Genomic DNA, 12946 nt, shown 5'->3' on the forward strand with positions numbered 1-12946 from the left:
GTGATAGCGGCGCATCCGGCCCGAAGTTGAGTCGGGCCGCAGTCGTAGGGGTAGACTGCGGCCACGTGCATGGAAGGAGATCCGCCGGGATGGCGTCCGGACCCACCACTGCAACCGGTGCCGCGCATCGGGATCGCCCCCGCCCGGGGCGGCTGCGCGCGGGATTGCGGTGGCAGGTGCCCCTGCTCCATTTCACGCTGGGCATCGTCTGGCTGGTCGGCGCAGCCCTCGCGGCCCGGACCGCGGGCACGACGACCCCCGGCTGGGAGGCACTGGTCCTCCTGGTCCTGCTGACCACCGCGATCGCGACAGGCTGGACCTGGGCGCGCACGCGCCGCGCGCCGACGCCGGAACGTGCACAAGGGCTTGCCGCCGAACATGTTCCGGCACTCCGCGGCGAGGATCTGCGCGAACTGATGCGTCGCCTGCCCGACGGGGTGCTGTTGCTGGTGGACGGCCGGATCGCGCAATCGAACCCCGCGGCCGATGCGATGTTCGGTCAGCCTGCCGACGCCCTTGCCGGGGAGGACGCCGTCCATCTGGTGGACGCGGCGTGCGCGGACGCCTTCGAACGCTGGCTCCGGGCGCCCGCCGTCGAGTCGGACGCATTGCCGTCGACGCTGTGCATGCGCCGCCGCGACGGCGCATCGTTCACCGCCGCGCTGGCCAGCGCGGAAATCTCCCACGGGGCACGGCCGGCGGTCCTGCTGATCGTCCGCGACCTGAGCGATGCCGAACGCATGCGCGACGAGCTGGCCGCCGGCAATCGCGAACTGCAGGCGCTGGCCGCGCGGGTCTTCACCCTGCAGGAGGACGAGCGCCGGGCGATCTCGCGTGAACTTCACGACGACATCGGCCAGTCGGTGACCGCGATGAAGATGGCCGCGAGCGCCGCGCTCGACGAGGACGACGCCCAGCAGCGCCGCGACGACCTCGAGGACATCCTGGTGCTGGCGGACGCGACGCTGGAGCGTCTGCGCGACATCTCGATCCTGCTGCGTCCGCCCCAGCTGGATGCGCTCGGTCTCGAGGCGGCATTGCGCTGGCATGCCGAGCGGCTGCTGCGCGGCGCCGGGCTGGTCCCTGCCCTGCAGATCGATGCACTGCCGCGGCGGCCGGACGCGGCGGTCGAGCAGGCCTGCTTCCGGATCGCGCAGGAAGCGCTCACCAACATCATGCGGCACGCCCGCGCGCGCCACGTGGCGCTGCGCCTGCGCGACCTCGGTGACAGTCTCGGTCTGTGCGTCGAGGACGACGGTGCCGGCTTCGCGCCGGGGGCCGCGCGCGGTCTGGGCCTGGTGATCATGCGTGAACGCGCCCACGTCATCGGCGGACACCTGGATATCGTCTCCACTCCCGGCACGGGCACGCGCATCGAGGCCTGGCTGCCCTACGTCGAGGCGCCGGCGTCACCGCCGGAGAGCGGTCCCGGTCGCTAGAATCGGTCGATGCACATGCCCGATGCCGTTCCCCCCGCTCCGATACCGCGCCTCGGTGCCGCCCATCCCGAACTCGCCGCGCTGATCCGCGACGCGGCCGGCTACGGCACGCCGCTGATGCTGCTGCACGTGGACATCGATCACTTCGCATCGGTCAACCAGAACATGGGCGTCGATGTGGGCGATGCGGCCCTCGAGGCCGTGGGGCACCGGCTGCAGGACCGGCTCGCGGGCCGGGGCAAGGTCTGGCGCCACGGCAGCGACGAGTTCATCGTCGCCGTCGCGCAATCCGGGGCGGATGCACAGGTCGCGCAGGCGCTGGCCGGCGAGCTGATCGCGGAGATCGAGCGTCCGCTCGAGGTGCTGCCCTATACGCTGTTCCTGGAGGCGAAGATCGGGGTCAGCCTGTGCCCGCATCACGGCGACGAGCCCTCGCTGCTGCTGCAGCTGGCCGAGACCGCCGTGCGGCGGGCCTCGCATGCTGCGGACGATCCGGTGCAGCTGCATACCACCGAAATCCATGACCGGGCGCAGAGCGAGAGCACGATCGCGCGCCAGATCGTCGACGCGCTGCCCAATGGCGAGTTCCGCCTGCGCTACCAGCCCAAGATCAGCGCACGCGACGGCCGGGTGATCGGCATGGAAGCCCTGGTGCGCTGGCAGTCGCCGGTGCTGGGCCTGCTGCTGCCCGAGCGCTTCCTGCCGACCGCCGAGCGCATCGGCGTGATCCTGCAGATCGGCGACTGGATGCTCGACCGGGTCGTCGCCCAGGTGCGTGCCTGGCGCGACCAGGGCTTCGACGATTTCTTCGTCGCCACCAACGTCACCACCCAGCAGCTGCTGCAGCCCGACTTCGTCGATCGTCTGCTCGGGCGGATGCAGCAGGCGGGCCTGCCGATGGCATCGATCGTGCTCGAGCTCAACGAGCGCGTGCTCACCCACAACAGCACCGATGTGGTCTATCGCACCGTGTCTGCGCTGCGCCATGAAGGGATCGGCGTCACCCTGGACAACTTCGGCACCGGCGATGCGAGCCTCGGCGCGCTGGTGCGCTACCCGGCGGACATCCTGAAGATCGACCGCAGCTTCATCAGCGCCGCCCCGGCCGGCAGCCGGGAGACCGCGATCGTGCGCGCCCTGATCGCGATGGGTCACCAGCTCGGCATGAAGGTGATCGCCAACGGCGTCGAGACAGAGGCCCAGCTGGGCTTCCTGCGCCGGGCCGACTGCGACTATTTCCAGGGCTACCTGTTCGGCGAGCCGATGAGTGCCGAGGCTGCCGGCCAGGCCCTGCGGCGGCGTTACCTGCGTCCCGAGCTGTTCACCGCGACCCAGTCCGACCGCACGCTGCTGCTGGTGGACGACGAACAGAACGTGTTGCGGTCACTGGTGCGGCTGTTCCGCCGCGACGGTTACCGCATCCTGGCCGCCGGCAACGTGCGCGACGCCTTCGGCCTGCTGGCGACCAACGAGGTCCAGGTGATCCTCTCCGACCAGCGCATGTCCGAGATGGACGGCACCGAGTTTCTCGGACGGGTGAAGATGCTCTATCCCGACACCATCCGCCTCGTGCTCTCGGGCTATACCGACCTCGCCACCGTGACCGATGCGATCAACCGCGGCGCGATCTACCGGTTCCTGACCAAGCCCTGGGACGACAACAAGCTGCGCGAGCACATCCGCCAGGCGTTCCGCACCTACGAGGCGCAGCGCGGGCGGGAATCCACCGACTGATTCAGGCGTCGCCGCCCGGCTGCGGCTGACGCACCGGGAGGATCACCCGGAACCGGCTCCCGGTCTGCGGTGTGCTCTCCACCTCGATGCGACCGTGGTGCTTGGCCACGATGCCGTAGGAGATCGACAAGCCGAGCCCGGTGCCCTTGCCGACGGGTTTTGTGGTGAAGAAGGGGTCGAAGATGCGCTGCATCGCTTCGGCCGGGATGCCGCCGCCGGTGTCGGCGATTTCCACCCACACCTGGCCCGGCTCGTGGCCGGTACGCACCGAAATCACACCTTCCTCGTCGATCGCCTGGCCGGCGTTGAGCAGCAGGTTCATGAAGACCTGGTTCAACTCGGACTGCAGGCACTCGATCATCGGCAGCGTGCCGTACTCCTTCTCGAGGGTGGCCTTGTAGCGCAGCTCGTTCCAGACGATGTTGATGGTGGAGTCGAGCCCCGCGTGCAGGTCGGCCAGGCGCCAGGCGTGCTCGCGATCGGAGCGGGAGAAGTCGCGCAGGTCGCGGACGATCGCGGTCACCCGCTCGATGCCCTGGCGCGATTCGGTCAGCAGCTGCGGCAGGTCGCGGCTGATGAAGTCGACGTCGAGGCGTTCGCGCGTGTCGTCGATCTCGGTGCGCATCGAATGCGGATCGTGCGCGCGCATCGCGCGCTCGTACACGTCGATCAGCGCGAACAGGTTGCCGACGTACTCCTGTAGGCTGCCGAGATTGGAGTGCACGTAGCCGATCGGATTGTTGATCTCGTGTGCCACGCCCGCGGCGAGCTGGCCGATCGAAGCCAGCTTCTCCGATTGCAGCAGTTGCTCCTGGGCCGCATTGAAGCGGACGTTGAGCTCCTCGTGGCGCAGCTGCAGTTCCTGGTCGTCCTCGCTGCGCGTGGCACCGCCGTCGCGCAGCAGCAGCAGGAACCGCCCCGCGTCCGCGCCGAGCCAGTGCAGACGGGCCTCCAGCGTATGCCCGGACAGGAACGCGATGCTGTCCGACCAGCAGCCGTGGGCGCGGGCGTCGTGCAGCGCCTGCATCGGCACCAGGTGCTCGAGCCTGCCGTGGGTCTCGGCCCAGCGCGGCTGGGCGCGCAGCAGCGCCTCCGCGGCGGGATTGGCGTACATCAGCCGGCCGTCGGGCTCGTGCAGGCAGACCCCTTCCTCGACGCAGGACAGGGCCATTGCGGCGAGAGGCGCGGGTGGCGCGGAAAGCGGCGAAAGCGGAGTCACGGCGGCGGTCCGGGAGCGTGGACCCATGATTCTAAGCCGTCGCGGTCAGGCGACCGCCAGCTCGCGCGGGCGGCGGGTGGTCTCGGTGCGGCCGCTGGCGTCGTAGGCGGGCGCGCTCTCCATCCGCCCCAGATGGCGCAGGGCCCAGTTGACCTCGCGGCGACGGCGCGCCAGCAGCGCACCGTTGGCCCGGTTGAGTTCGGCCAGTTCGGCCAGCGGGCCGACGAGATCGCCGCTGGGAAAGGCCTCGAGCTCGCGCAGCGCCACGATCTTGTCCCGCGTGGAGCGCATCAGCGCGTCCACGTCGTGGCCGATCAAGGCTTCGCGCTCGTCCGAGAGCGCGGTAGCGAGACGGTCCAGGCTGGCCTGCGGGTCAGACATCAGCCGGCCAGCCGGGCGTCCAGATCGAGCATGCGTGAGGCGATCGCCTCGGCATCGACCTTGTAGCTGCCGGACGCAATCGACTCGCGCAGGGCGTTCACCTTGGCCTCGTCGAACGCCGGCTTGGTGGCGAGATCGCGCTGCAGGGCCTGCAGGCCGGTGGCTTCGCCGGTCAGGCGCAGGCTGTCGGCCGGGGCCGCAGCCTCGACCGCCTTGTCGCGGGGTTCGCCGGCGCGGCCGACCTGGCCCGTGCCGACCGCGCCCAGGGCGCGGCTGCTGACGGGGGCGGCGGTTCCTTCGATCCTGTTGGTCATGTCGGAGCTCCTGACACGCGGGTCTTCTGTGGGGTCATGGCCGGTATCGGCCAGGCTTCGGGAAGCTTGAGGGCCATCGTGAACAAGATGCTCAACGACCGACCCGCACGTTGCCGGCATCGTCGACCGTGCCCTGCACCACCCGCCGCGAACTCAGGTTCTCGACGCTGATGCGCTCACGGGCGCCGGCATCGGCCAACGCTCGCCCCGCCATCCGCACCTCGATACCGTCCTGGCCCGAGATCAGGGCGATGGTATCGCCCCGCCGCACCAGGCGCGGTGCCACCAGATCGCCTGCCGTCAACACGCTGCCGGCGACCAGGGTGCGCCGTGCACTGCGGCCGATCGCATCGGCGGGATCGGCGATCGCCGCGCCCGCGATCCGTGCGGCGTCTCGCTGCTGGGTCATGAAGCTATCGGCCGTGATCGGCTCGCCTGCAGCCACACTGCGCGCGAGCACGAGGACGGTCTGGTGACGGCGCATGCGCACCGGCACGAACAGGCGCCAACCGTCCGGACAGGCCACCTCCACGGTGGCCGCGCCGGAGCGGCGCGCCTGCAGCGGCTGCGCGCAGCGTGGCATGCGCAGGGCCGGATCCAGGCTCGCGTCGGCCTCCTCGCCGGTGTCGGCGACCGACAGCGCCGCCGCACGGATGGACTCCACCGGCTGAAAGCCCGTGGCCCCCGCCGATGCGGTGGCGACCACCAGCAACGCACCGCCCGCGAGGCGGCGCGCCAGCTGGCGCCAGGAACTGGAAATGCGCGTCGGGATGGGCATGGAGCGGTCCGGCAAACGGGATGCGGGCAGCGATGCAAATCCCGTGCCGCGGAGATCCGGGCGGCATCGGTCTCGCCTGGACGTCGCCGCCGCCGCAGGACGACGCGCGCCCGGGACCTGTGCCACGTCGGTGCCCGGGGCGCCTGGCGACCATGCGCGCGGCGCCGCATGCCGTCCGGCTGTCGCCTCCGGGCTCAAGTGGGCGAGGCAGGCGCCGATACCGGGACCATGTCGCAGGATCTGCTCGACCGCATCGACCAACGCACCCGCCTCGCCGGCCACAACCGGCTGGCGCTCCTGCTGTTCCGTCTCGGGGGGCGCCAGGTTTTTGGCGTCAACGTCTTCAAGGTGCAGGAGGTGCTGCGTCGGCCGCAGCTGTTCCAGGTGCCCGGACTGCCGATGCAGTTCGCCGGCGTGGCCGACGTGCGCGGGCGCAGCGTTCCGGTGCTGGACCTGGGCCTGGCCATCGGCCACCCCGAGCGCAGCCCCGATGCGATGCCCGGCTATCTGGTCGTGACCGAGTTCAACCGGTCGGTCCAGGGATTTCTGGTCAGCGAGGTCGAACGCATCGTCAACATCGCGGTCGAGGACATCCTGCCGCCGCCGGATCTCGGCGCCGAGAGCGGCTATCTGACGGCCGTGACCCGCTTCCAGGGCGAGCTGATCCAGGTGATCGACGTCGAAAGCGTGCTGGCCGACATCTCGCAGGCACGGATGGATGCCGACCTGTCGCCCGAATACGCGCTGCCGGACGGCGCGCCGCCGATGCAGGTGCTGGTGGTCGACGACTCGCGCGTGGCCCGCCAGCAGATCCGCAGTGTACTCGACCAGCTGGGGGTCGGCGTGACCCTGCTGTCGGACGGCCGCCAGGCCCTCGATCATCTGCTGCAGCTGCACGCCGCCGGCGAGCCGCCGTCGCAGCGCTATGCGATGGTGGTGTCGGACATCGAGATGCCGGCGATGGACGGCTATACGCTGACGACGGAAATCCGTCGGCATCCGGGACTGGCCGACCTGTTCGTCCTGCTGCACACCTCGCTGTCGGGCGTGTTCAACAACTCGATGGTGCAGAGCGTGGGCGCCGACGCCTTCGTCGCCAAGTACAGTCCCCACGATCTGGCCGACGAGGTGCTTCGCCGCCTGAGCGAAGTCGCCGAGGCCGCCGGCGGGCAGCTGGCGCACGCCTGACGCCGCGACGCGATCGGGTGCGGCCGCCGCCCACGCCGCTGAATTCCATCGCCGCATGACCGCGTGACCGCATCCGGAGTGCCCGGCGAGGCCCGGGCTTGATCGTCGCCCACGACTGACCGTGGCGTGCGCGGAGTCGGACGGGGCTCCCGGCCGCTCCGGGTCGAGGATCAACGGTCTGCACCGTCGCGTGCACGCCCCTTGCAAGGCGGTGGCACCGGCATCGCGCCGCGGCTCCGACGGTTCTGGCACGCCGCTTGCACCGCCTTCCGCACAGGTCTGGCGGAGGCGCCGATGTCCAATCCCATCTCGTCCTATCTCGGGCTGCAGGCCGACGCCCTGCCGTTGCGCGAGCAGCGCATGAAGCTGATCGCCAGCAACCTGGCCAATGCCGACACGCCCGGCTACCAGGCGCGCGATCTCGACTTCAACGCCGCGCTGGCCAATGCCGCGCGGGTGCGCGAGGCCGGCCCCGTTGCGGCGACGCGGGAGCGCGGCAACCACATTCCGCTGCCGGGCGCCGATTCCCTGCAGCCGTTCGAGGTCGCGCGCATCGCCAGCCAGGCGACCCTCGACGGCAATACCGTCGATCCGGACGCCGAACGGGCCGCCTACGGTCGTGCCGCGCTCGAATACCGCGCCTCACTGAGCTTCCTCGAGTCGCGCGTGCGCACCCTCCTGACCGCCATCACAGGCCAGTAAGCCATGAGCAATCTTCCGATCTTCGACGTCGCGGGTTCCGCGCTGCACGCCCAGTCGGTACGCCTGAGCACGCTCGCCAGCAACCTGGCCAATGCCGATTCAGTCGCCGGCTCGCCGGAGCAGGTCTACCGGCCACTGGAACCCGTGTTCCGGGCCACTGCGCATCGCAGTGATCCCGCTCTCACCAATGTGCAGATCGCGGGCATCGTCGAGCGCGACACCCCGCCGATCCAGCGCTACGAGCCCGGCCATCCGCTGGCCGACGAGCAGGGCTACGTCTACGCACCCGACGTCGATCCGGTCTCGCAGATGGTCAACATGATCTCCGCCTCGCGCAGCTACCAGGCGGGCGTGGAAATGCTCAACACCGCCAAGGAACTGGCGATGGCCACCCTCAGCATGGGCCGCTGAGCCCACCGCCCCGCCACGTGAGCCCCATCCGATGAGCAGCATCGCCAACGACATCACCAGCAGCCTCGGTCTCGCCGGCGCGCCGAAGGCCGCCGACAAGAAGGCCGAATCGCTCGGCCAGGCGGACTTTCTCCGCCTGATGACCGAGCAGCTCAAACATCAGGATCCGCTCAAGCCGATGGAGAACAGCGCGTTTCTCGGCCAGCTGGCCCAGTTCTCTACCGTCCAGGGCATCCAGGGCCTCAACGCCACCGTCAACGGCTTTGCCGGCTCGATGGCGACCGACCAGCTGCTGCGCGGCGCCACGATGGTCGGACGCGACGTGCTGCTGCCCTCCTCCCGCGTCGCACTGCCCGCCTCGGGCGATGCCGGCGGCATCGTGGCCGCACCGGGTGCCGGCATGGTGACCTTCGAGGTGACCGACGCCAACGGGCTGCCGGTGCGCCAGTTCACGGTGCCGGCGAAGGCCGCCGGCGAGGTGGCGTTCGCCTGGGACGGCACCAACACGGCCGGCGAGAAGCTGCCGCCAGGCGCCTATGGCATCTCCGCCCGGCACGTCACCGAAACCGGCACCACCACCAGCCTGACCACCTATGTGCGCGGGAAGGTGGAAAGCGTCTCGGTGGGGTCCGACGGCCTCTACCTCGACCTCGAAGGCCTGGGGACCGCGCCGCTCAGCCATGTGCTGCGCGTCGGTTGAGCCGGCTTTCCCGTTCTTTCCCGAATCCTTTTCCGCGCACGACCTCACGGAGTCCGCCATGAGCTTCAACACCTCGCTGTCCGGCATCAACGCAGCCAACGCCAATCTCAACGTCACCGCGAACAACATCGCCAACGTCAACACGACCGGCTTCAAGGAGTCGCGGGCGGAGTTCGCCGACCTGTTCTCCAACAGCTCCTACGGCCTGGCGCGCAATGCGATCGGCTCGGGCGTGAAGCTCAGCAACGTCGCCCAGCAGTTCTCCCAAGGCAACATCGATCCCACCGGGCGCAGCCTGGACATGGCCATCGACGGCGAGGGCTTCTTCACCCTCAACAAGAACGGCGCACGCGTGTACAGCCGCGCCGGCAACTTCCAGACCGACGCCCAGGGGTTCGTGGGCACGCCGGAAGGCGCCCGCCTGCAGGTCTACCCGCCGCGCACCAACGGCGACGGCTTCGATGTCGGCCGCGTCGGCGACCTGCAGCTGCTGACCACCGACAGCCCGCCGCGGCCCAGCAGCCGGGTCAACCTGATGTTCACCCTGCCCGGCAACGCGCAGCCGCCGGCGCTGGCGACCTTCGATCCCGCCGAGCCCAACAGCTACAACGCCTCCACCGGCGGCATTACGGTGTTCGACTCGCTCGGCGTCGGCCACGTGCAGACCTCGTACCTGGTCAAGACCGCCAATCCCAACGAGTGGCAGGTGCACAACTACGTCGACGGCGCCAGCGTCGGCGCCCCGGTGACGCTGCAGTTCTCCGACAGCGGCGCCCTGCTCGCCCCGGCCGACGGCCGCATCGCGCTGGATCCGTTCACCCCCGCCAACGGCGCGGGCGTGCTCAACCTGGGTCTGGACCTCACCGGGTCCACCCAGTACGGCGAGCGCTTCCAGCTGCGTGACACGCGTCAGGACGGCTACGCGGCGGGCAAGCTCAACGAGATCAGCATCTCCTCCGAGGGCGTGGTGTTCGCGCGCTACTCCAACGGCGCCGACACCGCGCTGGGCCAGATCGCGCTGACCACCTTCGTCAACCCGCAGGGCCTGCAGCCGCAAGGCAACAATGTCTGGGCCGAGACCTACAGCTCCGGCGCGGGGCGCACGGGTGCGCCCGACAGTTCGGATTTCGGCCAGATCCAGGCCGGCGCGCTGGAATCCTCGACCGTCGACCTGACCGAGCAGCTGGTCAACATGATCGTCGCCCAGCGCAACTTCCAGGCCAACGCGCAGATGATCTCGACCCAGGACCAGGTCACGCAGACGGTCATCAACATTCGCTGAGCCGTGGCGGGTGATTCGTGATCCGTGACGGGAGACGCGGCGGCCCGAGCGGTCGCCGTGATCCACCTGCAGCCGGTCGCGCGCGCCTGCCCCCTCGAATCACCGCCCACCAATCACGAACGACCGCCCTATGGACAAAGCCCTCTACGTCGCGATGACCGGCGCCCGCGCCACGCTCCAGGCGCAGGGCACGGTTTCGCACAACCTCGCGAATGCCGATACGGCGGGCTTCAAGGCGGCGCTGGCCAACACCATGTCCTACCGCATCCCGGGGGGCACGCACGCGTCGCGGATCGACGCGATGCACGTGGACCAGGGCTTCAACAGCCGCGTCGGCGCACAACGCGTCACCGGCAATCCGCTGGACGTGTCGATGCGTCCGGACCGGTGGCTGGCGGTGCAGGCGCCGGACGGCGGCGAGGCCTACACGCGCGCCGGAAACCTGTCGCTGACCCCCAACGGTCAACTGGTGACGGCGGGCGGACACCCGCTGGTCGACGAGAACGGCCAGCCGTTCGCACTGCCGCCGCACCAGGCGCTGGACATCGGCCATGACGGAACGGTGTCCATCGTGCCGCTGGGCGAAGGGCCGCAGACGATGGCCGTGATCGGCCGCCTGCGCGTGGTCGAAGCCACGCCCGAGCGGCTCGCGCGCGGCCTCGACGGCCTGATGCGCAATACCGATCCCCAGCAGGCCTTCGCCCAGGCGCCGGGCGAGGTCATGGCGACCGGCACGCTGGAAACCAGCAACGTCGACGCCGCCGGCGCGCTCGTGCAGATGATCCAGCTGCAGCGCCAGTTCGAAATGCAGGTCAAGCTCATCCAGCGGGGCGACGACAACGCCCAGTCGGCGAACAGCCTGCTGCGCCTGGGCGGCTGAGCCGGCCGCCGGCGCCGGAATGCCGGCGCCCGCACGCACGCGCGCGACGGCTGCACGCATCCGCGCACGACCGGGCGCACCCACGCACCTGTCCGCCCGAACCCGCATTGCCGGCTCCGTCGCCCCCGCGCCCGGAACGACCGGTCCTGTCGCCGTGTGCGCACGCTCGGCCCGGCCGTCCCGGTCCTCGCTCTGGCTGCGCCGGTTGGACGGTTCCGTCGCCCGGAGCGCGCCCCGCGACGCGGTTTCGCCCCGGCCGACGTCCGGCGGCACGCCCGTCGGCGTCCTCGCCCGACCGGACGTGCCCGCCGGAATCCCGCCGGAATCCCGCCTACCGGCCCGTTCCGGAATCGTGGCACACCGATTGCATCTCCCAGGACGACGGCGCCGGGTGCGCCCGGACCGAGGACCGACCGATGAACCAGGCGCTGTGGGTGGCCAAGACCGGACTGGATGCGCAGCAGACGCGCATGTCGGTGGTCTCCAACAATCTCGCCAACACCAATACCACCGGCTTCAAGCGCGACCGCGCCAACTTCGAGGACCTGCTGTACCAGCAGGTGCGCCAGCCCGGCGGCTCGAGTTCGGCGCAGACCCAGCTGCCGACCGGCCTGCAGCTCGGTACCGGCGTGCGGGTGGTGTCGACCTCCAAGGATTTCCAGCAGGGCAATCCCCAGCAGACCGGCCGGGCGCTCGACGTGATGGTCAATGGCCGCGGCTTCTTCGAGGTGCTGATGCCCGACGGTACGTCGGCCTACACCCGCGACGGCAGTTTCCAGATCAACGCCCAGGGCGAACTGGTCACCAGCAGCGGCTTTCCGGTGCAGCCCGGCATCCAGGTGCCCGAGGGCGCGCAGGCGGTGACGATCGGCAAGGACGGCACGGTCAGCGTGCAGGTCGCCGGCGAGGCGCAGGCGCTGGAGATCGGCTCGCTGACCGTCACCGACTTCATCAACCCGGCGGGCCTGCAGGCCCGCGGCGAGAACCTCTACCTCGAGACCACGGCCTCCGGCCCCGCCCAGAGCGGCACCCCCGGCCTCAACGGCCTGGGCATGCTGGAACAGGGCGCGCTGGAAGGCAGCAACGTCAACGTGGTCGAGGAGCTGGTGAGCATGATCGAGACCCAGCGCGCCTACGAAATGAATGCCAAGGCCATCTCGACGACCGATTCGATGCTGGGCTACCTCAACAACAACGTCTGAGCACTGCGATGACCCGTCCCGTCCGCTCCGTCCCGACCCTCGTCGCGATCGCATTGCCTGCCCTCCTGGCCGGCTGCGTCGCCGCGGGCGATGTCCGCCCCTACCCCGCGATGGCACCGATCCAGCCCGTCGTCGCCCTGCCCGCGCAGGCCTCGCCCGGTGCGATCTACCAGGGCGGTGGCAGCAGCGGCATGTCGCTGTTCGCCGACCGCCGCGCGCGCGATGTCGGCGACCTGCTGACCATCCAGCTGGTCGAGAACACCACCGCGCAGACCAACGCCAGCACCCAGATGGGCAAGGAGAGCAGCATCGACATCGGCGTGCCGCGGGTGTTCGGCGCTCCGGTGACCATCGGTGGCCGCGACGTGCTCAGCGCGTCGGCCAGCGGCAGCCGCGACTTCGACGCCAGCGGCAGCAGTGCGCAGAGCAACCGGCTGCAGGGCAGCGTCACGGTGACCGTGGTCCAGCGCCTGCCCAACGGCAACCTGGTGGTGGAAGGCAGCAAGCAGATCCGTCTCAACCAGGGCAACGAGCTGGTCCAGGTGCAGGGCATCGTGCGGCCGGCGGACATCGGTCCCGACAACACCGTGATCTCGAGCCGGGTGGGCGATGCGCGCATCGTCTACGGCGGCCGGGGCGCGATCGCGCAATCCAACGCGATGGGCTGGCTCGGCCGGTTCTTCCATTCGCGCCTGTATCCCTACTGAGCCTCCACC

14 protein-coding genes are annotated in these 12946 nt (G+C 70.1%); 10 read left to right on the forward strand and 4 right to left on the reverse strand.

The window, feature by feature from the left end; translation table 11 throughout:
• Positions 1-176 precede the first annotated feature (176 nt).
• Positions 177-1439 carry a PAS domain-containing sensor histidine kinase gene (locus H0E82_RS16470; protein ID WP_180546519.1) on the forward strand — a complete coding sequence of 421 codons (1263 nt, stop codon included), beginning with the start codon at positions 177-179 and terminating at the stop codon, positions 1437-1439.
• Positions 1440-1448: 9 nt separating this feature from the next.
• Complete coding sequence (locus tag H0E82_RS16475) at positions 1449-3173, forward strand: EAL domain-containing protein (RefSeq protein WP_180546520.1); 1725 nt, start codon at positions 1449-1451, stop codon at positions 3171-3173.
• Between the two features lies 1 nt (position 3174).
• On the opposite strand, the gene H0E82_RS16480 is transcribed toward H0E82_RS16475, so the two are convergent.
• From H0E82_RS16480 to flgA, 4 genes are all read right to left on the reverse strand, one after another.
• Positions 3175-4344, reverse strand: coding sequence for an ATP-binding protein (locus tag H0E82_RS16480; protein WP_180546521.1), 1170 nt, complete (start codon positions 4342-4344; stop codon positions 3175-3177).
• A gap of 93 nt (positions 4345-4437) precedes the next feature.
• On the reverse strand, positions 4438-4773 hold the full coding sequence (locus H0E82_RS16485) for a flagellar protein FlgN (protein WP_180546522.1): 336 nt from the start codon (positions 4771-4773) through the stop codon (positions 4438-4440).
• Positions 4773-5087: a flagellar biosynthesis anti-sigma factor FlgM gene (gene flgM / locus H0E82_RS16490; RefSeq protein WP_180546523.1), complete on the reverse strand. Its 315-nt coding sequence runs from the start codon at positions 5085-5087 to the stop codon at positions 4773-4775. The genes H0E82_RS16485 and flgM overlap by 1 nt, the downstream gene beginning before the upstream one ends.
• Before the next feature lie 91 nt (positions 5088-5178).
• The gene (gene flgA / locus H0E82_RS16495) at positions 5179-5865 is read right to left on the reverse strand and encodes a flagellar basal body P-ring formation chaperone FlgA (RefSeq protein ID WP_180546524.1); all 687 of its coding nucleotides are present in this window, start codon (positions 5863-5865) and stop codon (positions 5179-5181) included.
• Between the two features lie 228 nt (positions 5866-6093).
• Here flgA and H0E82_RS16500 point away from each other — a divergent pair, with 228 nt between their 5' ends.
• The 8 genes from H0E82_RS16500 (at position 6094) to flgH (ending at position 12937) form a co-directional block, all read left to right on the forward strand.
• On the forward strand, positions 6094-7053 hold the full coding sequence (locus H0E82_RS16500; RefSeq protein WP_180546525.1) for a chemotaxis protein: 960 nt from the start codon (positions 6094-6096) through the stop codon (positions 7051-7053).
• 294 nt (positions 7054-7347) lie between these two features.
• Positions 7348-7755: a flagellar basal body rod protein FlgB gene (gene flgB / locus H0E82_RS16505; protein WP_180546526.1), complete on the forward strand. Its 408-nt coding sequence runs from the start codon at positions 7348-7350 to the stop codon at positions 7753-7755.
• A gap of 3 nt (positions 7756-7758) precedes the next feature.
• Entirely contained in the window at positions 7759-8166 is a 408-nt protein-coding gene (gene flgC, locus H0E82_RS16510) for a flagellar basal body rod protein FlgC (protein WP_180546527.1), read from the forward strand.
• A 31-nt stretch (positions 8167-8197) separates the two neighbouring features.
• A complete protein-coding gene (locus H0E82_RS16515; RefSeq protein ID WP_180546528.1) occupies positions 8198-8866 on the forward strand; it encodes a flagellar hook capping FlgD N-terminal domain-containing protein in 669 nt (222 codons plus the stop codon).
• A 58-nt stretch (positions 8867-8924) separates the two neighbouring features.
• Entirely contained in the window at positions 8925-10148 is a 1224-nt protein-coding gene (gene flgE, locus H0E82_RS16520; protein ID WP_180546529.1) for a flagellar hook protein FlgE, read from the forward strand.
• 130 nt (positions 10149-10278) lie between these two features.
• Complete coding sequence (locus H0E82_RS16525) at positions 10279-11028, forward strand: flagellar basal body rod protein FlgF (RefSeq protein ID WP_180546530.1); 750 nt, start codon at positions 10279-10281, stop codon at positions 11026-11028.
• 416 nt (positions 11029-11444) lie between these two features.
• The gene (gene flgG, locus H0E82_RS16530) at positions 11445-12230 is read left to right on the forward strand and encodes a flagellar basal-body rod protein FlgG (protein WP_180546531.1); all 786 of its coding nucleotides are present in this window, start codon (positions 11445-11447) and stop codon (positions 12228-12230) included.
• A gap of 8 nt (positions 12231-12238) precedes the next feature.
• Positions 12239-12937 carry a flagellar basal body L-ring protein FlgH gene (flgH, locus tag H0E82_RS16535; protein ID WP_180546532.1) on the forward strand — a complete coding sequence of 233 codons (699 nt, stop codon included), beginning with the start codon at positions 12239-12241 and terminating at the stop codon, positions 12935-12937.
• The last annotated feature ends 9 nt before the right edge of the window (positions 12938-12946 follow it).

Source organism: Luteimonas deserti, from assembly GCF_013425765.1.
Classification (GTDB): Bacteria; Pseudomonadota; Gammaproteobacteria; order Xanthomonadales; family Xanthomonadaceae; genus Luteimonas; species Luteimonas deserti.